Origin of the sequence: Streptomyces angustmyceticus (assembly GCF_040701845.1) — a bacterium.
In the GTDB taxonomy this organism is placed as follows: domain Bacteria; phylum Actinomycetota; class Actinomycetes; order Streptomycetales; family Streptomycetaceae; genus Streptomyces; species Streptomyces angustmyceticus_A.
This window is the reverse complement of record NZ_JBFBHQ010000022.1, coordinates 1-21,741: the sequence shown is the minus strand read 5'-3', so window position 1 is coordinate 21,741 and position 21,741 is coordinate 1. Positions and strand designations below refer to the sequence as shown.

16 protein-coding genes and 1 pseudogene are annotated in these 21,741 nt (G+C 70.3%); 13 read left to right on the top strand and 4 right to left on the bottom strand.

Annotated elements, in window-relative coordinates; genetic code table 11:
- The first annotated feature begins 284 nt into the window (after positions 1–284).
- The gene (locus AB0411_RS29775) at positions 285–1,772 is read left to right on the top strand and encodes a glycosyltransferase family 39 protein (RefSeq protein WP_366420380.1); all 1,488 of its coding nucleotides are present in this window, start codon (positions 285–287) and stop codon (positions 1,770–1,772) included.
- Positions 1,773–1,912: 140 nt separating this feature from the next.
- On the opposite strand, the gene AB0411_RS29770 is transcribed toward AB0411_RS29775, so the two are convergent.
- Positions 1,913–2,632: an ArsR/SmtB family transcription factor gene (locus tag AB0411_RS29770; protein ID WP_366420379.1), complete on the bottom strand. Its 720-nt coding sequence runs from the start codon at positions 2,630–2,632 to the stop codon at positions 1,913–1,915.
- Between the two features lie 63 nt (positions 2,633–2,695).
- On the opposite strand from AB0411_RS29770, the gene AB0411_RS29765 reads away from it, so the two are divergent.
- Positions 2,696–3,529 carry an isocitrate lyase/PEP mutase family protein gene (locus AB0411_RS29765; RefSeq protein WP_366420378.1) on the top strand — a complete coding sequence of 278 codons (834 nt, stop codon included), beginning with the start codon at positions 2,696–2,698 and terminating at the stop codon, positions 3,527–3,529.
- A 168-nt stretch (positions 3,530–3,697) separates the two neighbouring features.
- Here AB0411_RS29765 and AB0411_RS29760 read toward each other — a convergent pair whose 3' ends face one another.
- Positions 3,698–4,042 carry a hypothetical protein gene (locus tag AB0411_RS29760; protein ID WP_366420377.1) on the bottom strand — a complete coding sequence of 115 codons (345 nt, stop codon included), beginning with the start codon at positions 4,040–4,042 and terminating at the stop codon, positions 3,698–3,700.
- Between the two features lie 327 nt (positions 4,043–4,369).
- Between AB0411_RS29760 and AB0411_RS29755 the strand changes: the two genes are divergently transcribed.
- Both AB0411_RS29755 and AB0411_RS29750 read left to right on the top strand, forming a co-directional pair.
- The gene (locus AB0411_RS29755) at positions 4,370–5,113 is read left to right on the top strand and encodes a hypothetical protein (RefSeq protein ID WP_366420376.1); all 744 of its coding nucleotides are present in this window, start codon (positions 4,370–4,372) and stop codon (positions 5,111–5,113) included.
- A complete protein-coding gene (locus AB0411_RS29750) occupies positions 5,110–6,387 on the top strand; it encodes a sensor histidine kinase (RefSeq protein ID WP_366420375.1) in 1,278 nt (425 codons plus the stop codon). Before AB0411_RS29755 ends, AB0411_RS29750 begins: the two co-directional genes overlap by 4 nt.
- 51 nt (positions 6,388–6,438) lie before the next feature.
- Here AB0411_RS29750 and recQ read toward each other — a convergent pair whose 3' ends face one another.
- A complete protein-coding gene (recQ, locus tag AB0411_RS29745) occupies positions 6,439–8,496 on the bottom strand; it encodes a DNA helicase RecQ (RefSeq protein WP_366420374.1) in 2,058 nt (685 codons plus the stop codon).
- Positions 8,497–8,887: 391 nt separating this feature from the next.
- On the opposite strand from recQ, the gene AB0411_RS29740 reads away from it, so the two are divergent.
- Entirely contained in the window at positions 8,888–9,034 is a 147-nt protein-coding gene (locus tag AB0411_RS29740; RefSeq protein WP_366420373.1) for a hypothetical protein, read from the top strand.
- A 51-nt stretch (positions 9,035–9,085) separates the two neighbouring features.
- On the opposite strand, the gene AB0411_RS29735 is transcribed toward AB0411_RS29740, so the two are convergent.
- Positions 9,086–12,097, bottom strand: coding sequence for an AfsR/SARP family transcriptional regulator (locus tag AB0411_RS29735; RefSeq protein WP_366420372.1), 3,012 nt, complete (start codon positions 12,095–12,097; stop codon positions 9,086–9,088).
- A 177-nt stretch (positions 12,098–12,274) separates the two neighbouring features.
- On the opposite strand from AB0411_RS29735, the gene AB0411_RS29730 reads away from it, so the two are divergent.
- The 8 genes and pseudogenes from AB0411_RS29730 to AB0411_RS29695 all read left to right on the top strand — a co-directional run.
- Positions 12,275–13,666: an MFS transporter gene (locus AB0411_RS29730; protein ID WP_366420371.1), complete on the top strand. Its 1,392-nt coding sequence runs from the start codon at positions 12,275–12,277 to the stop codon at positions 13,664–13,666.
- A gap of 13 nt (positions 13,667–13,679) precedes the next feature.
- Entirely contained in the window at positions 13,680–15,011 is a 1,332-nt protein-coding gene (locus AB0411_RS29725) for an ATP-grasp domain-containing protein (protein ID WP_366420370.1), read from the top strand.
- Positions 15,012–15,042: 31 nt separating this feature from the next.
- Positions 15,043–15,816, top strand: a complete 774-nt coding sequence (locus tag AB0411_RS29720) for a HalD/BesD family halogenase (protein ID WP_366420369.1) — start codon at positions 15,043–15,045, stop codon at positions 15,814–15,816.
- The gene (locus AB0411_RS29715; RefSeq protein ID WP_366420368.1) at positions 15,809–17,080 is read left to right on the top strand and encodes a fatty acid desaturase family protein; all 1,272 of its coding nucleotides are present in this window, start codon (positions 15,809–15,811) and stop codon (positions 17,078–17,080) included. The genes AB0411_RS29720 and AB0411_RS29715 overlap by 8 nt, the downstream gene beginning before the upstream one ends.
- Entirely contained in the window at positions 17,077–18,450 is a 1,374-nt protein-coding gene (gene purD, locus AB0411_RS29710) for a phosphoribosylamine--glycine ligase (RefSeq protein ID WP_366420367.1), read from the top strand. The genes AB0411_RS29715 and purD overlap by 4 nt, the downstream gene beginning before the upstream one ends.
- A gap of 5 nt (positions 18,451–18,455) precedes the next feature.
- A complete protein-coding gene (gene ectB, locus AB0411_RS29705) occupies positions 18,456–19,787 on the top strand; it encodes a diaminobutyrate--2-oxoglutarate transaminase (RefSeq protein ID WP_366420366.1) in 1,332 nt (443 codons plus the stop codon).
- The gene (locus AB0411_RS29700; protein ID WP_366420365.1) at positions 19,784–21,442 is read left to right on the top strand and encodes a rhodanese-like domain-containing protein; all 1,659 of its coding nucleotides are present in this window, start codon (positions 19,784–19,786) and stop codon (positions 21,440–21,442) included. The genes ectB and AB0411_RS29700 overlap by 4 nt, the downstream gene beginning before the upstream one ends.
- Positions 21,439–21,741: pseudogene (locus AB0411_RS29695) on the top strand (2-oxoacid:acceptor oxidoreductase subunit alpha); the annotation flags it as partial. The gene AB0411_RS29700 and the pseudogene AB0411_RS29695, both read left to right, overlap by 4 nt.

The window sequence follows — 21,741 nt, the reverse complement described above, 5'->3', positions numbered from 1 at the left end:
GCCTCCGCAGCTCCGGTCCGTCCAGAAGTCTCCGGGCCCCTGGAAGCCGCCGTGCCCGAAGCCCCCAGTCCCCGGGGGCGTTTCGCCGACCACGCCGTACCTCCGTCCCCGTAGGTCGGCCCCCTGTAAATTCCCCCGTAAAGCCGTCCCCCGCGTGTCCGTCCCCGTGTATCCGTCCCGCCCGTGTGTGATCGTTCGTCCGCTCGTTCGTCCGTTCGTTCATCCGTCCGTCTCGTGCGTGACCGGAGCCCGTCATCGACGTAGCACAAGCGCAGAAGACGTATGTGTCCGCCGCAGCCGCCCGCGGTGCCCGGGTGGCGCAGGGCGTGGTGGTGCTGATGCCCTCCGGGCTGATGCTGTTCCTGGGGGCATGGGGGATCCGCCGGCAGGACGCCATCTGGCGGGACGAGGCGGTCACCTACGACATGGCGCACCGCAGCCTGGCCGACCTGTGGCCCACGCTGCTGCACGTCGATGTCGTCCACGGCCTCTACTACGCGCTGATGCACCTCTGGTTCCGCGTCTACGACGGCACCCTCGGCGGCGCCTTCGGTGAGGTGGTCGGCCTGCGGCTGCCGTCCGTGGCCGCGATGGCCGTCGCCGCCGCGGGCGTCGCCCTGCTCGGGGAGCGCCTGGTCGGCCGGCGGGCGGGGCTGTTCGCGGGCTGCACCTTCGCGCTGATCCCGGTCGTGCAGCAGTACGCGCAGGAGGGACGCTCGTACGCGACGGTCTGTGCGCTGGTCGTCTGGGCTTCGTATCTGCTGGTGCTGGCCGCCGCCCGCCCGCGCAGGGAGCTGTGGCTCGGCTATACGGCGCTGATGCTGTTCGCGTGCCTGCTGCACGAGTTCGCGTCGCTGGCGCTGCCCGCGCACGGCGCCGCGGTGATCCTCGCCCGCCTGCCCCGCCGGGTACTGCGCGCCTGGCTGCTCTCCGCGGTCACCACGCTCGCCGGGCTGGCCCCGCTCGCGGTGTTCAGCACCCGGCAGTCCGCGCAGATCAGCTGGCTCATGTGGCCGGACCCCCTGCAACTGCTGACCTTCGCCGTGCTCGCGGTCCTCGGCGTCGCCTGCGCCCGCGTCCGGGTGCGCTCCCGCGGTCCGATCGGGCTGCGCGCGCTCGGCATCCCCCTGCTGCTCCTGCCCACCCTCCTCCTGCTCCTCCTCTCCCACGTCGAACCGGCCTATGTGGACCGCTACGTCCTCTACTACGTCGTCGGGTTCGCGCTGCTCGCGGGCGCCGCACTGGCGCGGCTGCTGCGGCCGGTCGGCGCGTCGGGCCAGACCCGTGGCAGGCGGCTGCGGTGGGCGGTGACGGTCGGGCTGGTGCCGGTGGTGCTGCTGCCCGTCAACGTCCATCTGCGCAGCCCGGACAGCCGCGTCGACGATGTCACCGCGATCGCCCACGCCATACGGGAGGTGGCCGAGCCCGGCGACGGGCTGTTGTTCATGCCGTCCCGGAGGCGGATCTGGCGGGCGACCCTGCCGCACGAGTTCCGCGGGCTGCGCGACCTCGCCCTGGCCAAGAGTCCGTTGGCCTCGCACACCCTCTACGGCACCGAGCGGTCCGGCGATGCGATCCGCGACCGGATGCTGGCCGCCCGCCGGATCCTCGTCGCCGGCGACCCCGACGGCGAGCCGGTGGACGACAACGACCAGGAGATCGCCAAGCGGTCCACGCTGCACGCCGCGTTCACGGTCTGCCGCACGGTGCGGGTCCGCGGCGCCCGGATCACGGTGTACGGGCGGCCGGGGGCGTGCGGAGGGGGTGGGTAGGGGCCGGCCGCCGCGTATCAGGCCCCGCCGCCCGCAGCACCACGCCCAATACGTCCTTCGGGCCCGCTGCGTGACACTTCGCGAAGTGCCGCGGGTTGGGTTCGGCCTCCATCACGGCCCCACCGCACCCGTCCTCCCCCTCACATCAGATCCGCCGCCGCCCCGTCGATCCCCAACAGGTCGTGCAGCGCCGTTGCTCCCTGTGGGGTGAGGCGGACGGCTCTGCTGCTGCCGATGCGGCGGATCCAGTGCTGTTCCAGGAGCCGGTCGCAGAGGCGGGCGCCGGCCGTGCCCGCGAGGTGGGTTCGGCGCTCGGTCCAGTCCAGGCAGGCGCGGGCCTGTGGGCGCCGCCCCGGGGAGAGCGTGGCCGGTTCGACTCCCAGACGGTCGGTGAGCCAGGCCCGTCCGGCGTCGGTGAGGGCGAACCCGCCGTCCTGGTCGAGCAGTCCCCGCCCGGTCATGGCGTCGGTGATCGTGACGCCGAGCCGGCCGGCCAGGTGGTCGTAACAGGTGCGGCCCCGGGCGAGCGCGGCGGACGCGCTCACGGCGCGCAGCCCGCGGGGGCGCTCGGCCGGCGGGTCGAGATGCGCGGTCAGGGATTCCAGCAACTCGGCGACCCGCGGCCCGGCGAGCTGGACGTAACGGTGGCGGCCCTGGTGGCGCTCCACCAGCAGCCCGCCGTCGGTGAGCCGGGTCAGATGCTCGCTCGCCGTCGACGGCGCGACCTGGGCGTATGCGGCCAGCTCGCCCGCCGTCCAGGCCCGGCCGTCGAGCAGGGCCAGGCAGAACGCGGCCCGGGTGCGGTCCGCCAGCAGTGCGGCCAGCCGTGCGAGCTCGGAGCTGTACGCCGGAGTGGTCATGACTCCATTGTCCGCCGCGAGTCTTCGGCGCCCACCGAAGGGACCGCGGCCTACGGTGCCCGTATGAGCACCTCCCCGGAGTACGCCACCTTCCACTTCCATGCGCTGCACCACGCCGACCAGCCGCTGCTGCTGCCCAATGCCTGGGACGTCATCTCGGCCGTCGCGCTCGCCGGGGCCGGATACGCGGCGGTCGGCACCACGAGCCTGGGCGTCGCCGCGGCCCATGGCTACCCGGACGGGCGCGGGCTCGCCGAGGTCCGGGATGCGACGGTGGCGCTGGCGCTGCGGCTCAACGGCCGGCTGGCCTGCCCGTACACGATCGACGTGGAGGGCGGGTTCGGCGGCGACGCCGGGCAAGTGGGGGACCTGGCGGCCGAGTTGGCGGCGGCGGGGGCCGCCGGGCTGAACCTGGAGGACGGGCTGCCCGGCGGCGAGGGGCTGCAGGATCCGGTGCGCCAGGCCGCAGCGATCACCGCGGTGAAGGAGCGGGCGCCGGGTCTGTTCCTCAATGCCCGGATCGACACCCACTGGCTGGCGGACGGTCCGCCGCCGCTGTCGGTGGTCCTCGAACGCGCCGAGACCTACCTGACCGCGGGCGCGGACGGCATCTTCGTACCGGGGGTCACCGCCGACGAGGACGTGTCGGTGCTGGTCGCCGAGATCCCCGCACCGGTGAACATCCTCTTCGCCGCCGGGCGGCACACCGTCGGCCGCCTGGCGGACCTCGGCGTACGCCGCATCAGCACCGGCTCGCTGCTCTTCCGCACGGCGCTGCAGGCCACTCTCACGGCGGCGGATGCCATCCGTACGGGCGAGCGGCCCGCCGGCACGACAGGGGCGGGCGGCGAGGTGCTGGGTTACGAGGAGGTGCAGCGGTTGGTGGGGGAGCAGTAGCGGCTGCGCAGGCCGGGTGGGGGTGCGCAGCCCGGGGTGGGGCGTGTGGAGGGGCTGGGCTGGATCGCGCGGGCCGGGCTGCGGTGGCCGGTTGTGGCGGCCGGGCCGGGCTGTGGTGGCCGGTCGGGCTGCGCGGGGTGCGGTTTCTGGGGGGCGCGGGGGCCGGGCTCAGGCCTGGCGTCCCCGGCTGCTGTGGCGCCGACGGTGCACGGCGATCACCGCACCTGCCACACCCAGTGCACCCGCACCGCCTATCACCCCGGCCTTGGGCAGGTGACCGGCCCTCTCGGCCAGGCCGGCCAGGCCGTTGTCGGGCAGCATGATCGACGTCCGGCTCTCCGTGGGCGCGGTGGAATCGGCGGCGAAGGCGGCGCCCGCGGGAAGCAGCAGGACGGCCAGCGCACCGGTCGCGACGGTGGCGGTACGGATCACGGAGCGGTGCTGGGCCCGCATGGGGTACTCCTCGTCGTGGGCGGCTCGGGCCGCCGTAGGGGTGCGGTTACTAAGGAGCACGCTACGGAGCGTCCTTAACGGTAATCCGTACGTTGTGTAACAGTCGCTGTGATCTCTGGGAGCGGTCATGTGAAGGAACGCCCGCCCCACCGGGCCGAAGGCCGCAAACGCCGCCAGAATGGCCGACTTAAAGATTCCGTTCGCTATCGACTTGGATAGCTTTGGTTCGGATTACGTCCGCATATGAGGCGCTATCTATGCAGAGTGGTCACGAGGAGTGATCGGCTTGAGGGGGTGACCGGACTGGCGGAACCAAGGCGCGAGAGCGCGACGGTGAGAAGGCGCGAGGGCGCAGAGGCGCGAAGGCGCGAAGGCGGTGGCGACGAGATGCGACGGCTGCGACCCCGCACGACGCTGCCCCTCCCCCGGGGCGCCTCCACACGCTCCGCCTGCCCCACACGCTCCGCCTGCTCCACGAACTCCGCCCGCTCCACCCACTCCCTGCTCCCCTCCCTCTCCCTCCTCCCCTTCCTCGCCAGCCTCGCTTGCCTCGCGCTCCTCACCACCGGTTGCGCCGACGTGGAGGGGCTGCAGAGCGAGGGGCGCGCCCGGGACGTGGATGCGCCGCTGGTGCTGTGGCCGGATTACTCGCCCGCGCCGCCCCGGCGGGACGAGAATCCTGCGGCCCTCGTCCCCGTGCCGCATGTCCCGCGCGTCCCCAGCGGCAGCATGGCCGACGCAAATCCCCTCGCCGTCCTCGACGCGGACATCGCCGCGCAGGGCCGGACACCGCCCGCGGCGAAGTCGGTGCGCCGCCCCGAGCTGCACGACGTCACGGGCGACGGCAAACCGGACCTGCTGATGGCCGTCAACCTCGACCCCCGCAACAGCGAGCTGCGGGTGTACAGCGTCCGGGACTCGGTGGTGACCCGGGTGCTCGTCCTGCGCGGCGTGCTGGCCGGTGTCGAGCTGGCGGCCGGGCATCTCGCCATCCGCGAGCCCACCAAGGACCCGCGCTACGTCAGCGTCATCGACTATCTCTGGGACGGCGACTCGATGAGCCTGTGGAACCTCACGCTCGACGACGCCCGCACGGCCCAGACCCCGCAGGCCGGCGGCGGCAGCCCGTGAAACGCCCCGCGGTCTCCCTCCGCTGGAAGATCGCGCTGACCGTGATGGCGGTGAGCTGCGCGGTCGCCGCCGTCCTCGGCGCCCTCGTCCACGACGCGGTGGCCCGCCAGACCGTCGGCCAGGTCCGCAAGGAGACCCGCGCGAACCTCGACACCGCCCTGGACCTCTTCGAGTACGGCACCTCGCGCGAAGGCCTCAACTCCCTCCTCGACCCGCGTGAACTGCCCGCCGATCTGCGCCGGTCGGCGCGCTCCGGCCAACGCGGCACCATGGTGGGGACGTACCGGGGCCGCCCCGTCATGTGGGCGGCGGCGCCGGCCGACGGTCACGTCATGGCCGTCTGGTCGCCCTTCGGCAACACCCGCCGCTCCCTGGACAACCTCGACACCGCCATCCTCGGCTCGGCCGTGCTCGCCGCCGCGGTCGTCGCCCTCGCCGGCCTGTTCCTGGCACATCGCATCAGCCGTCGGCTGGCCACCACGGCGGCGGTCGCACGCCGGATCACCGCCGGCGATCTGGACGCCCGGGTCGGCAACGGCGCAGATCAGGGCCCGGGCAGCGGCTCGACGGGGCAGGACGAGGTGGCGGCGGTGGCGGCGGCGCTGGACTCGGTGGCGGGCTCCCTGCAGAGCCGCCTGGAGGCAGAACAGCGCTTCACCGCCGATGTGGCGCACGAGCTCCGTACGCCGCTCACCGGCATCCTCGCCTCGGCCGAGCTGCTCCCGGAGGGCCGGCCCAAGGAGATGATCAACGACCGCCTGCGGGCGCTGCGCCGCCTCATCGAGGACCTGCTGGAGATCTCCCGGCTGGACTCCGGCACCGAGCGCGCCGACCTCGCCGCCTATGACCTCGGGACGCTGGTCGAAGGCTCCGTACGCGCCACCGGCTTCGACACCGTGGTGCGGATCGCCGCCGACGCGGTGGTCGAGACCGACCGCCGCCGCCTCGACCGCATCGTCGCCAACCTCGTCATCAACGCCCACCGGCACGGCCGGCCCCCCGTCCTCGTCACCGTGGACGCTCCGCCCGACGGCCCGCCGGCCATCGAGGTACGCGACCACGGTCCCGGTTACCCCGCCGACCTGCTGCATCACGGCCCGCAGCGCTTCCGTACCGACGCCCCGGGCCGGGGCAAGGGCCATGGCCTGGGCCTGACCATCGCCGTCGGCCAGTCCGCCGTCCTGGGCATCGACCTCCGCTTCACCAACGCCCCCGACGGCGGTGCCCGCGCGGTCCTCCGGCTTCCCCCCGACGCCTCCCGTACGGCTTCCTGACCACGTCCATCCGGCCCCCGGACCCGCCCTGCCTACCGGCCCCTCACGCCTTCACCAGTCGATGTCGTCCGGCGGCTCCGGAAACGCCTCCTCGTCCAGGGGCTCCGGCGGCACCGGACCACCCCCTGCCGCACCGTTCGGCCCGGCCGTCCCCGCGGCCCCGGCCGGGTCGGCCGCCCCCACGGCCGCCGCCGGCGCGCCCCCGCTCGGCCCCTCTGCCTCGGACCCCTCGGACGTCTCCCGCCCCGCCAGCACGTCCAGGATCTGCGAGCCGTACTTCGCGAGCTTGTTCTCACCGACCCCGCTGATCGTGCCGAGCTCGGCCGTCGACGCCGGACGGAGGGTGGCGATCTCCCGCAGCGTGGCGTCATGGAAGATCACATACGCGGGTACGCCCTGCTCCTTGGCCGTGCGCCCCCGCCAGCCGCGCAGTGCCTCGAAGAGCGGCAGCGCCTCTTCCGGCAGGTCCGCCGGCGCCGCACGCTTGCCCTTCGTCTTCGCCTTGGCCGCCCGCGCCGCCTTCTCCGGCTCCCGCCGCATCGGCACCTCGCGCCGGCCGCCCAGCACCTCGCCGCTCTCGTCCGTCAGCACCAGCGTGCCGTAATCACCCTCGACGGCGAGCAGTCCCTGGGCCAGCAACTGCCGTACGACACCGCGCCATTCGGCCTCCCGGAGGTCGCTCCCCACCCCGAAGACGCTCAGCCCGTCATGATCGAACTGGATGACCTTGGCGGTCTTCTTGCCCGTCAGGATGTCGATGATCTGGCCCGCGCCGAACTTCTGCCCGCGCTCCCGCTTCAGCCGTACGACCGTGGACAACAGCTTCTGGGCGGCCACCGTGCCGTCCCAGGTCTCCGGCGGGGCCAGGCAGGTGTCGCAGTTGCCGCACGCGCTGCTCTCCTGGCCGAAGTAGGCCAGCAGCCGGACCCGCCGGCACTGCACCGTCTCGCACAGCGCCAGCATCGCGTCGAGGTGGGCCGACAGCCGCCGCCGGTGCGCCTCGTCGCCCTCCGACCCGTCGATCATCTTCCGCTGCTGCACCACGTCCTGCAGCCCGTACGCCAGCCAGGCCGTCGACGGCTGCCCGTCGCGCCCCGCACGCCCGGTCTCCTGGTAGTAGCCCTCCACGGACTTCGGCAGGTCCAGATGCGCCACGAACCGCACGTCCGGCTTGTCGATGCCCATCCCGAAAGCGATCGTGGCGACCACGACCAGCCCGTCCTCGCGCAGGAAGCGGGCCTGGTGCTCGGCGCGCATCCGTGCGTCGAGTCCCGCGTGGTACGGCACCGCCGGGATGCCGTTCTCCACCAAGAACTGCGCGGTCTTCTCGACCGAGGCCCGGGACAGGCAGTAGACGATCCCCGCGTCCCCCGCATGTTCGTTGCGCAGCAGCTCCAGCAGCTGCTTCTTCGGCTCGCTCTTCGCCGCGATCCGGTACTGGATGTTCGGCCGGTCGAAGCTCGCCACGAAATGCCGGGCGTCCGCCATCCGCAGCCGAGAGGTGATCTCCTGGTGGGTGGCCTCGGTCGCGGTGGCGGTCAGCGCGATCCGCGGCACCTCGGGCCAGCGCTCGTGCAGCATCGACAGCGCCAGATAGTCCGGCCGGAAGTCATGGCCCCACTGCGCGACACAGTGCGCCTCGTCGATCGCGAAGAGCGAGATCTTCCCGCGGTCCAGCAGGCTCAGCGTCTGCTCGACCCGCAGCCGCTCGGGCGCCAGATACAGCAGATCCAGCTCCCCGGACAGGAACTCGGCCTCGACGAGCCGCCGCTCCTCCAGATCCTGCGTCGAATTGAGGAACCCGGCCCGCACCCCGAGCGCCCGCAGGGCATCGACCTGGTCCTGCATCAAGGCGATCAGCGGCGAGACGACCACCCCCACACCGCCTCTGACCAGCGAGGGAATCTGGTAGCACAGGGACTTTCCGCCACCGGTCGGCATCAGGACGACGGCGTCGCCGCCCCCTACGACGTGCTCGATGATCTCCTGCTGGCTGCCGCGGAACGACTCGTACCCGAACACCCGGCGCAGCACCTGCACCGCCTCGCTTGCGTCCGAAGCGCCTTCCACATCCATGTCCACGACCACTTCCACGTCCGCCAGAGCCATTCCAGAAGCCTACGAGTTCGCAGGGGGTCCTCGTCGACCCTGTGGATAACTCTGATCAGCCCCCCGGATCACCGTACGACTGTTCCGCGAGCTGTCCCCGCCGGTGTCCTCGCGCCCTCACCCGGCCCCACCTCTCGGCCTCGGATCCCTCCCGCCCCGCACAATCGCCGGCGGACGGGCCGAGGCCCCGACGCCGCTCCGCCCCACCGCTGCCGGCGGCAGGAACCGGTGTGCGCGTCGCATCGTTGTGCCGAACGCGCCGAGACGGGCGCAGGTATCCATCAGGTATCGCAGAGGATTCCGTCCGGAAGCCGGTGCGGCCAAGATCGACCTGTCCACAAGGGCACGCCCGGAATAGCAACGAAAACAGGGGGAGAAGACGATGCGGAAGATGCTGGCAAGACTTGGCGGCGTTCTCGCACTGGTGCTGGCCGTGGGAACGGGGATGGCCGCGGTACAGGGAGAGGTGCAGCACGAGGGCCGGCGTGTGGTGGCCAACAATGGCGGCCCGGCCGCGCCCGGCGCCCTGCTTCCCTGATCCGGGCCGTGCGGCGCTCCCCCTCGGCCGGAGGGGGAGCGCCGTGGTGTGTCAGGCGCGCCGTCGGCGGCCTGCCGGGACATTCATGGCGTCGAAGTGCTCGTCCGCGCGCCCGCGGTACTCCGAGGCGGCGGGGTGGTCACCCAACTCGTCCAGACTCTGTGCCATACCGGCCAAGGCCCAGGCCATCTCGATGCGGTACTCGATCGCGGAGGCGTTGCGGAAGGCCTCCTCGTGCAGTGCGTGTGCCTCGGGGTACTCGCCGCGCCGCTGGTGTACGAGTCCGGCGAGGTTTTCGATCTGACTCTGCCACCCCTTCACGCTCAAGGGCCTGACGAGGGTGAGCGCCTGCTCCAAGTACCCCAATGCCTGATCGCCGCGACCGTTGAGCTGGCAGGCATTGGCCATGAGCGCCATCGTGAGGGCCAGGTTCCTGGGCATCGCGTGCGCTTCACCCAGGCTGAGCGCCTGGTCGAGGACGGTGAGTCCCGCCTCGTGGTCGCCCCCGTCCAGGTAGGCGATGGCCAGGTCGTTCAGAGCGGCGGCCTGGTGTTGGCGCGCACCCATCCGCCGGCACAGCAGGACGGCCCTCTGGGCCGCTGCCACGGCTTCTTCCGGACGGCCCAGATGGGTGTGGATGGAGCTGAGGTTGCACAGGGCGAAGGACTCCTGCATCGCATTGCCGGTCTCCCGGTGCACCTCGACCGCCCGCTGCAGGTACGTCTGCCCCTGGGCCAGATTCCCCAGGCTGCCGTGGACCCAGCCGAGTTGGTCCAGGTACGCCCCCTCGCCGAAGCGGTCCCCCTGCGAGGTGACGATGCGGAGCCCCTCCTCGGCGGCGGCTGCCGCCTGCCGGAAGTTTCCGAGCATCGACTGGGCCGTGGCCAGGTTCATCAGGTTCAGGCGCAGCGTCCACGGATCCTCGGACTGCCGAGCCGCCGCCACCCCGATCTCGCTGACCTCCTGGAATCCTCGGATGTCGCCGCGGTGATGCAGGTGGAACACCATATTGCGGGCAAGGTAGGCGGCAAGCTCGTACCACCCGTGCTCGTGGCCGAGGGCGACGGCGGCCTGGAGGGCTCGCTGCTCCCGTTCGAACCAGCTCAGGGCCTCCGGCTCGGTGCCCAGGGGAGGCAGCTCGGCAGGGGGCCCGTGGGACGCGACGTCGTAGCGGCGCCACCCGGGAAAGAGGACGCGGCAGGCTTCCTCCGTCGCGGCGACGTAGAACGCGAGGAGCCGGCCGAGTGCGCCGGTCGACTGCGTCTGCGGGCCGGGCTCCCACAGGCTGCGGGCGAAACTGCGGACGAGGTCGTGAAAGGAGTAGAGGCCGATCGCCGGCTGGTGCAGCAGATGCACATCGAGCAGGTCCTCCAGGATCTCCTCGGCCTCCGCCGGAGTGGTGGCGGTGAGCGCCGCAGCGGCGTACTTGTCGATGCCCGCGCCCGGGTGCAGGCCCAGAAGGAGGAACGCCGCCTGGGCGTCGGGTCTCAGTGCCTGGTAGGAGAGCTGGACGGTGGTGGCGACACTCCGCTCGCCGGAGCTCAGCTCCTTGAGCCGTCGGGACTCGTCGCGCAGGCGTCCCGCGAGATACTGCAGCGTCCACAGCGGGCGGTTGCGGAGCCGGGCCGTGGCGATGCGCAGTGCGAGCGGCAGGTGTCCGCACAGCTCGGCGAGGGCCGCGGCCGCTTTGGGCTCGGTGGCCACGCGCTCCTCGCCCAGGGTCCGGGTCAGGAGGGTCACGCTCTCCGTGGGCTCCATGCTGCTGAGCGAGATCCACTGGGCGCCGTCGAGGTCGACCAGGCGGGCACGACTGGTCACCAGGACGAAGCCGTACGGCATCGCCGCGACCAGGGGCCGGATCTGGGCGGTGTCGGCAGCGTTGTCGAGGATGAGGAGCAGTCGCCGGTTCGCGGCCCATGATTGCCAGAGCGGGAGGCAGCTCTCCACGTCGTCGGGTATCTGTGCGTCCGGGCTGCCCAGCGCCTTGAGGAGCAGAGCGGCCACGGCGTCCGGGCGCAAGGGCCGTTCCCCCGGGGTGGAGCCCCGAAGGTCGACATGGAGCTGACCGTCCGGGTATGCGCCGGCAAGGGCGTGGGCGGCGTGCACGGCCAGGGTGGACTTCCCGCACCCGCCCATGCCGTCAATGCCCACGAGGCCGGCGCCCCGGCCGTCGGCGGCCAGGTCGAGGAGCCAGTTCATCTCCCGCTCGCGACCGGTGAAGTCCACCAGGTCGTACGGGAGGGTGCACGGGGTGCGGAGGGCCGGAACGGGCAGGGCCGCTTCCACGGCGCGCTGTTCGGGTTCCGACGGAGCTGCCGGGCCGCCGGCCGCCGGGCTTTCCGGCACGGCGAGTTCCGGGTCGGCCCGCAGTATCTTCTCGTACAGGCGGCTCAGTTCCGGGCTGGGGTCGATACCGAGTTCATCCACCAGCAGCGTTCTGACCTTGGCGTACTCGGCCAGCGCCTCGGCCTGCCGCCCCGTGCGGTAGAGCGCGAGCATCAGTTGGCCGCGCAGCCGTTCCCGCAGCGGGTGGGCGCCGACGGTCTCCCGTATGGCGCCTACGAGTCCGCTGTCCTGCCCCAGGGCGAGGCGGAGTTCGAAGAGCTGCTCCGTCGCGGCGAGGCGGTGTTCCTCCAGGGTGGCGGAGAGCGAGTCGATGACCGTTCCCCCTGTTCCGCACAGGACGTGGCCGCGCCACAGCGCCATGGCCTCGGTCAGCTGTTCCGCCGCCTGGGACAGCCGCCCGTTGGCCGCCTCGGCCGTGGCCTGTGCCGTCTTCCGTTGGAATAAGCGCATATCGAGCTGTCCGGGCTCCAGCACCGTCCGGTAGCCGGAGCCTTCGGTGGCGATGACTTCCAGCCCCTGGGGAATGCGCCGGCGGAGTTCGGCGACGGCTTTGCGGATCTGCTGCAGGGCAGTTGCCGGTGGTTCTTCCCCCCACACGGCTTCGATCAGCCGTGAGACCGGCACCACGCGATTGGTCTCCAGGAGCAGCACGGTGAGGACCCGCTCCTGGATGGGGCCGCCGAACTTCAGACGGTGTTCGTTCGCCCAACCCTCCAACGGACCGAGGATGTTGAACCGAATCGACCGACTCTCGGGTTCTGTCGTCACCACTGCGCCCCCCAGAAACCTGTAAAACCCCAGGCATAGACCGTAATTCCGGCAAGATACTAGCCAGCTCCCGCACGTGGCGGTACCGATGCGGTACGTGATCAGAAGCACCGTGCCGAAGACTCGGTGAGCAAGCAGAACGTTTCGAAGGCCGCGCGCCGTGGCCCCGTGCTCACCTGTCTCATGCCCGACCAAGGGGACAGGTCCGGCAGAAAGAGCAAGCCTGACATGAGCGTCTATTTACGGCGAAATTTCCTTCTCAGTTTCCTGTCCTCGTTCATCTCGCTCTTCGGCTCGAAGCTGCTGATGATCTCGTACGCCGCATATGTCTTCAAGGAGAGTGGTAGTGCGACCCTGTCCGCGGTTGTTTTCGGGGCGGATTGGATTGCCAACCTCTTTGTCGGCCTCTTCGCCGCGCAGTACATCGACCGGCAGAACGCCAAGAGACTCCTTGTCCGGCTGAATGTCGCCGCAGCTGTGGTGACGCTGCTCTTCCTGGCATTGATGGGCCCCGGAATGTTCGCCGGCGCGGTGGTCATCATCTTTGTCAGATCGCTGCTGAAGAGCGCCGTGAGCAATGCCCGGGTGAAGGCCCTGGTGCAGTTCTTCGATGAGCGCGAGACCGAGATGTACTCACCGGTCTTCAACTCCAGTCTGCCGCTCGCCATGGCGCTTGCGGGCGCGGTGGGCGTGTTCATCCTGAAGTTCGTCGGCTTCACGGCCGTGGTGTGGATCGATGCGACGGCGTTCGTGGTGGCGGCCGTGCTGATGCTGTTCGTACGGCCGAACCGGGAACGGCTCGCGGAGTCCCTGAGGGACGCCCGTGCCACCGGGAAGCGCAGCAGTCTGTCCGGGGCGCGGGGAGCCCTTGCCCTGATGGGGCGCGACGAGACCGTCGCCACGGCGGTGTTCTACATCGTCCTGTCGGTCACGGCGTTCCAGGCGACGTACGAATCACTGATCACCGTGATCCCCGAGGTCTGGTTCCGCTACGGCGAGTCGGGGACGGCACTGTTCTTCACCTTCGAGTCCGTCGCGATCATGGCCGGGATCTTCGTCTACCAGTTCTTCAACCGCCGTGGCCTGATTACTCGGGAGCGCGAGAAGAAGGTGAACATGGCGGCGGTGCTCGCCAGCACCGTCTGCTATCTGGCCATGCCGATGGCGCAGGGAAACATCTCTCTCTGCGTGGTCCTGTTCTCGCTGATGGTGCTCTGCGGAGAAGTCATCTGGGTGCACCAGTTCAAGCTCATGATCGCGCGTACTCCGGATTCCCAGGTGTCCTCGGTCGTCGGGGTCCAGACGGCGATCGGCTACAGCCTGATGGCGGTATTCGCCTTCGTCTTCGCACGTGGCATGGACAGCATCGGAGTCGACCGGGCCGTCTATGCCGACATCGCCCTCATCGCCGTGCTCGTCATCGGCTGGGAGATCTTCCGGAAGCGCATCGGTGATCGTGCGCCCGCGCCCGTCGCCGCACCTTCGGTCGTCCTGCCCGAAGAGTCCCGGACCCACTGAGAGGAACGCCGAAGTGACACACGAAGAAGTTCCGGAAAAGGAGCAGGCATTCGTTCTGCTCGAGTTGCTCAACCACATGGTCCTGGTGGCGAAGGAAGCCAAACGGCGCGGCTTTCGCGTGATCGCCCTGAACCAGGGGCCCTTGCAGAGCGACGGTCCGTTCGCCGTGCCGGACGATCTGGTGGACGAGGTGCTTCCGGTGTCCTCCTGGACCGAGGAGGACACGGTCCGCGCCGTCCTGGACTCCGTACTCGCGCGCTACACCGTGGCCGGCACCTACGCGGCGTTCGAAGGAGCACTGCGGCACGAGGCCGCGCTCCGGGAGCAGGCCGGCCTTCCGACCAGCGGCGCCGCGGCGGTGGAGCGGGCACTCGACAAGTACTGGGTGCGGCGCACGCTGTACGCCGAGGGGCTCTCCGCCCTCCGCTCGGAGACTCTCGACGAGGCACTGCGGTGGGACAGCTGGCGCTTTCGCGGGCCCGCCGTGCTCAAGCCGGCGAACGGCACCGGCAGCGCGCTGTGCTTCACCGTCTCCTCGCTCGACGAACTGCGGGCGGCCGCCGACCGGATCTCCGCGGCGCCTGTCGTGAACTCCCTGATGAAGGGGTACATCCTGGCGCACGGCGGTTTCGTCCTGGAGGAGCGTGCCGAGGGCGAGCTGCTCTCGGTGGAGTCGCTCGTCGAGCACGGTGCGGCCCAGGTGATCGGCCTCACCGGCCGCTACCTCTTGAGCCGCGATCCCGTCGTGGAGCAGGGCGTCGTCTTCCCGTACGACCATCCACGGCGCGACGAGATCGTGGCGCACGCCGCGGAGTTGCACCGCGCCCTCGGCATCACCCATGGGCCGACTCACCTGGAGCTGATGGTTCCGGACGAAGGCCCCATCGAGCTGATCGACTTCAATCTCCGTACCGCGGGCGTGGGGATGGCCGTCTGCATCGGCAACGCCTTCGGCATCGAGTATGCGGCGCCCCTCGTCGACATCGCCTGCGGGCTGGCCACGGACCTGTCCTTCCTGGACCGGACCCCGCGCCACAGCGCCGACATGCTGCTGCTCCCGCCGCCCGGTGCCACCGAGATGGGGGAACTGACCTTCCCCGAGGGCACCGAGTACGGACGCCGCACCAAGCCCGTCGGGGAGCCGCTGTCGGGCCGCGCGGACCAGCTCGACGTGGTCGGGATGGTCGTCGTCACCGCGGACTCCGCGCAGGAGCTGCACGCCAAGGCGATGGCGGCCCGCCGGAACACGCTCTTCAACGGCCGGCCCCTCGGCGACAACCCCAACAACCACCTCATCTCGCCCCACTACCACCAGTCGGGCCACGTCCTAGCGGCCCCGGCGTAGTTCACACCACTTCACGAAGGAGAGAACCCGCATGACCGTCACCACTCAGGAACACCCTCTCGCCCAGGCGCCCGAGCGCCTCTTCGAGCAGCACTTCGCCTCCCAGTTCACCGCAGAGAAGCTCACCGGCCTGCAGACGGCGTTCCAGTCGGAGCACATCGTGCCGCTGCGCAACTTCTGTCCCCCCGAGCTGCTCCGGCCGCTCCAGGAGGAGGCCTTCGGGATCATGGACGGGCACGGGGTGGACCGCAAGTTCGCCTTCGACATCACCGACGGAACCCCCCGCCAGATGACCACGGTCGGCCAGCCCGTCATCAAGGAGCACGGGCCGCTGGTGCACGCCACCTACTTCTCACCCGCCGTCAAGACCCTGCTGTCCCAGGTGGTCGGCGAGGAGGTCTTCACCTGCCCGTACGCCGGCGAGCACTACGTGATCAGCCGCCTCGGCAAGAGCGGCGACACACACGGCTGGCACTGGGACGACTACACCTACGGCTTCATCCTCGTCCTGCAGGCCCCCGACTACCGCGACGGCGGTTTCGTCCAAGCCGTGCCGCACACCTCCTGGGACAAGGAGAACCCGGACGTCCACGGGGCTCTGCTGAAGAGCCAGGTCAGGTCGTACGCCTTCGAGGCCGGTGACGCGTACGTGGTGAAGACCGACACCACGATGCACCGGGTCTACCCGATCCGCGGCGAGACCAGCCGCACGATCGTGAACATGACGTGGGCGAGCGGCGACGACCTCCGTCGCGAAATCACTCACGAGACCAATGACGCCCTGTTCGGAGGCGTCGGTGCCTGAGCCGCAGACCGTGGAAACCGCAGGAGTCGCGCCCGTTGAGGAGCGGGTCAAGCCGCAAGGGTCCGACCAGTTCACCGCGGCCGAGCCCCGCGAGACCATGCGCCGGCTCCCCGCCCTGGTGCAGCCCTATCTCACCTGGATCACCGGTGTCCCCCTCAAGGGAGGCAAGCAGCTCATCCCGTGGAGCCCCGCCAAGGCCGGACTGCTCGGGACCGCACAGATCGCGCTCGGCATCACCCTCGGGGCCTGTGCACTGCACCCGCTCGCCGCATGGTCGGCGCCCCTGATGCTCCTGGGCTGGCTGCTCACCGCCGGAGGCATGCGCCGGCTGGACGTCGTGGTGGTCCACCAGACGCTGCACCGCATGTTCAGCAAGAAGGCCTGGAGCAACCGCATGGTCGGCGAGCTCATCACGACGGTGTTCTGGCGCACCCCCTACGACGAGAACCGCAAGGAACACCTGCTCCACCACGCGTACCCCTGCTCGATGAAGGACGGCGACACCCGCTATCTCCTGTCGACCGGCATGCGTCCGGGGATGAGCAGGAGCCAGTTCCGCCGCTACCTGTGGGCGGCGCTGTTCTCGCCGCGCCACCACGCGCGGTTCCTCACCAACCGCATCGTGTCGAACTTCGTGGGCGTCGCCCCGCGGTACCGCTTGTTCATGTCGCTTGCCTATCTCGCCGCCACCGTGGCCTTTGTCGGGCTCACCGGCTGGTGGGTGGAGTGGCTGGTGCTCTGGCTGGTGCCCGCGTCCGTCTTCTTCCAGGCGTGCACCTTCCTCTACACGATGACCGAGCACCGCTGGTGGCTGTTCGGCAACCAGGAGCGGCTGCCCCGCGACCAGCGCGACCTGCTGACCTTCGGCCGATTCTGCGGCGAGCCCGCCCCCGCGCCGGAGCTCACGGGCCTGCGCAAGGCGGCGGCCTGGAGCCGCTGGACGTTCCGGATGCTGATCGTGCACTCCTCGTACCGGATGTTCGTGCTCGTCGGCGACACCGTCCAGCACGACCTGCATCACGTCATGCCCGCCTGTGACTGGGCCAACTCGCCCTGGATCAGGGCCGACGACCAGGACAACCGGCCCGAGCGCTACACCGAGGTCTGGGGCTCACTGGCCGACCACCTGCAGGCCGCCGGCCAGGTGGGGGGCAACCGGGTGGGCCTGCCCGAGGACGTGGCCCCGACGCCCTGGAACGAATCCATACCCGTGGCCACGGGAGTCGTCTCCCTCGATGGCCGTCTCTCGAAGGAGCAGCTGTGACACACATCCTGGTGGTCGACGGTACGGGGCGCGGACACGCGATCTGCGACCTGTTCATCCGGACGAACCCCGCGGTGACCGTGTACTACGGGCCCGGTACCGACGCTCTGGAGCACGACCGCATCGTGCCCGCCCCGCAGATCCGCTTCGACGACCCGGCGACCGCCCTGGACTTCCTGGCCGCACACCCGGTGGAGTTCGTCTTCGTCTCCAACATCGACGCGCTGTCCCTCGGGTACGCCGACATCCTCGCCGAGCACGGGCACAAGGTGATCGGCCCGTCCAGGGCGGCGGCACAGCTCGAGGCGAGCAAGGAGCGCGGCAAGGGCTTCTGCCGGGACCACGGCCTGCCCACCGCGCAGTACGCGGCATTCACCGACCCGGCCGCCGCCAAGGCGTACATCCGGGACCTGCCGTACGCCTGCGTGGTCAAGACCGACGGGCTGACCCCGGACGGCGACGGCTCCGTCGTGTGCGACACGGCGGCCGAGGCCACGGCGGCGGTGGAGGCCTTCGCGGCGACGCAGGGCGAGAGCTTCCAGATCGTCATCGAGGAGCGTCTGTACGGCCGGGAGATCTCCGTCTTCGCCCTGCTGGACGGCGCGGACTACCTGCTCTTCCCGACCGCGCTCGACTTCAAGCGGACCCTGGAGGGCGACACGGGCAAGAACTGCGACGGCATGGGCTCCCTCGCCCCCCACCCGCAGGCATCGCCCGCCCTCCTGGAGCAGATACGCCGAGACCTGGTCGAGCCCCTCGTGGCGGGCCTGAAGGCCGAGAGCCTCGCCTACACCGGCTTCGTCTACATCGGCGCGATGCTCACCGCGGACGGGCTGCGCGTCATCGAGATCAACACCCGGTTCGGCGACTCCGAGGCGGAGGCGGTCCTGCCCGGCGTCCACAGCGACTTCACCGAGCTGTGCCGCGCGGTGCTGCGCCAGGACCTCGGCAACAGCCTGCTCATCACCGACGAACTGGTGCGGTGCAGTGTGGCATTGACCCAGGGCTGCATCGATCCCACGGACCCGCAGGCCGCGCCGGGCTGGCCGTTCGGCGCCTTCACGCCGGGCCAGCCGGTCCTCGGCCTCGCTCAGCTCCCGCTGGAGCAGACCCGGCTGTTCTACGCCAACCTGCGTGCCGACGCCGACGGGCACCCGGTGACCTGCGGCGGCCGGGTCCTGCACGTGGTCGGCTCCGGCAGCACGCTCGCCGAGGCGCGGGCACGGGCCTACCGGCGCATCGACGCCATCTCGTTCCCCGGCATGCGCTACCGCACCGACATCGCAGCCGCCCCGCAGCAGCTCGACCTCGCGCACGCCTGGACCGGCCGACTGCAGCCGGCCGACGTTGCCGCACCCCTTGGGAGCTAACCCTCATGACCACACTGACCGTTGACACACCGACCGTCTTCGAGACCACCGAATCGGCCGTCCGCTCCTACTCGCGGGCATTCCCCGCCGTTTTCGCCACCGCCAAGGGCGACCTGCTCACCACCCAGGACGGCGCCCGCTACATCGACTTCCTGTCCGGGGCCGGAACCCTCAACTACGGCCACAACCCCGACCCGATCAAGGACGAACTGGTCGCCTATCTGCAGAACGACGGCCTGGTCCACGGTCTCGACCTCTCCACCTCCGCCAAGGCCGCGTTCCTGCAGGCACTGCGGACGCACATCCTCGAACCCCGCGACCTCGACTACAAGGTGCAGTTCACCAGCCCGTCCGGCACCAACGCGGTGGAGGCCGCCCTGAAGGTCGCCCGGCTCTCCACGGGCCGCACCAATGTGATCGCCTTCGGCGGGGGATTCCACGGCGTCAGCACGGCATCGCTCGCGGCCACCGGTTCCGGCTACTACCGCCAGGGCCTCGAGGCGACTCTGCCGCAGGTGACGCACATCCCCTACCCGCACTCCCCACTGGGCGAGTTCGACAGCATCGGTCTGCTGCGTCACTACCTGGAGGACCCGAGCTCGGGCGTGGACAAGCCGGCCGCGGTGCTCCTGGAGACCGTGCAGGGCGAGGGCGGGGTGTGGGTGGCACCGGTGCCGTTCCTGCGGGAGCTGCGCACCCTGTGCGACCAGTACGACATCCGGCTCATCGTCGACGACATCCAGGCGGGCTGCGGGCGCACCGGTGACTTCTTCTCCTTCGAGCGGGCCGGCATCGTCCCCGACCTGGTCACCCTGTCCAAGTCGATCGGCGGATACGGCCTGCCCATGGCCGTCGTACTGATCAAACCCGAGTACGACATCTGGCGGCCCGGCCAGCACAACGGCACCTTCCGCGGGAACCAGCTCGCCTTCGTCGCGGCCGCGGCGGCCATCCGGCACTACTGGTCCGACAGTTCCTTCCAGAAGCAGATCCGCACCAAGGCAGAGCTCGTCACGGACCTCCTGGACCGTCGGGTCGGCCGGATCCACGGCGCCGAGATCCGCGGGCTCGGCCTGATGCAGGCGGTGGACCTCAGCACGGTCCCGGGTGTCGAGGCGAGCGACGTCTCCCGGCTCTGCTTCGAGCAGGGCCTGATCATCGAGACCTGCGGCCGCCAGGACGAAGTACTCAAAATCCTGCCGCCGCTCACCATCAGCCAGGTCCACCTCTCGGCGGGCCTGAACACACTCATCGAGGCCCTGGACGTCCTGTCCCCCGCCCCCCTCATCGGCGACACGCGGGGCGACCTGCCGAGGAACGAGGTCCATGCAGCATGAAGACCGCAGTCATCATCTCCACCCGTGGATTCGGGGTGTTCCGGTACGACCTGCTGGTGTCCCCGGAGTCCGTCCGCCTGATCGGCATCTTCGCCGAGCGTGACGCGCAGACCCTCACGGACGAACAGCGCGGCTGGTTCGAGGAGATCCACATCGTCCCGTGCGGGGTCGACGACCCCACCCCCATGCTGTACTCGCTCGTCGACCTGGACGCCGCACAGGCCGTGGTCGAAAAGCTCCTCTCCTCCGGCTCGGCGAGCCTGCAGGACCTGACCGTGCACTGCTATGACGAGCAGGACATGATGGTCGCGGCCGAGATCCGCACCCGGCTCGGCGTCACCGGTCCCAAGGTCGCCGACATCCTGCCGTTCCGCGACAAGTGCCTGATGAAGCAGCGGCTGATGGAGGCGGGCGTCCGCGTCCCCCGCTTCGGCCACTTCGAGCCCGACCGCTTCGCGGCGTCCGCCGCGCAGTACTTCGACCGGATCGCCGCCGAGGTCGGACTCCCCTTCATCCTCAAGCCGACCGACGCCGCCGCGTCCGAGGGCGTCCACAAGATCACGAACGCCGGCGACTTCGGTGCGCTCCCGGGGGACCTCGGGCGTGCATACGAATACGAGGAGTTCATCGAAGGGACGATGTACAGCGTCAACATCGTCAGCGAAGCCGGCCGGTCCGTCTTCGGCGGGGTGACCGAGTACCTCGTCAACTCCCTCGACGTCCCCGGCGGCAAGGTCAACGCGGACATCAACCTTGCGGACTCCGACCCGCGAGTCGCCCGCATGGTCGGCTTCGCCGAGCGGGCCCTGGACGCCCTCGGCCGCCCCGACGGGGGGTCGCACCTGGAGCTCTTCCACACCACTGCCGACGAGCTCGTCTTCCTCGAGGTCGGGGCCCGCTTCAAGGGCATGGCGGGACTCGCCGCCATGCAGCGGAACTACGGAGTCGCCTTCATCAACCTCGCTTTCGAGATCGAGTCCGGTGTCGAGAGCCGCCCCTACGACGGCGAGCAGATCTACTGCTTCGACGGAGTCGTCCCCAAGGCGCAGGGCACCGTGCGGGCGCTGGTCGAGCCGGACCTGGAGAGCGACGTCGAGATGACCTGGAAGGTCGCGGTCGGCGAGCGCATCGTGAGCAGCAACTCCCTGCTCGCCAACGGCGGTACGTTCCTGGTCTCCAACGCGGACTACGAGGCCGCCTACCGCGACTTCCGCCGGCTCGCCGACTACCGGCCGATCCGCTACGAGGCTGCGAGCCGCGTCCTGGAGGCTCCGCCGGCCGCACCCGAACAGGCCCAGGAGTACTTCCAGCACACCAGGCTCGCCTGCGAGACCGACCCCTTCGACGTCCACCACGACCTGAAGGAGGGCGTGCAGGACATCGTCGTCCTCGACGTCCGGCGCAGCACCGCGTACGCCGCCGAGCACGTCCGCGGCTCCAGGAACCTGCCGCACCAGGACATCGACTCCGGCACGGTCCGTTCCCTCGACCCGGGGGCCGTTTATGTCACCTACGGGTGGGGCCCCGCCTGCAACGGTGGAACGCGGGCCGCCGCCAAGCTGGCGGCGCTCGGCTTCCGCGTCAAGGAAATGATCGGCGGCTTCGAGTACTGGCAGAAGGCCGGGTACCCGACGGAGCAGGGTGAGCCGGCATGACCGTGCTGACTGCAGGCACCGTGCCGACCGCACGGGACAAGGAAGTCCGCCGTCTGGATCGGGTGATCATTCGGTTTGCCGGTGACTCCGGTGACGGTATGCAGCTCACCGGTGACCGGTTCACTTCCGAGACCGCGTCGTTCGGGAACGATCTGTCGACGCTGCCGAACTTCCCTGCCGAGATCCGTGCGCCCGCGGGCACTCTGCCGGGTGTCTCCAGCTTCCAGCTGCACTTCGCCGACCATGACATTCTCACGCCGGGTGACGCGCCGAACGTGCTGGTGGCGATGAATCCGGCG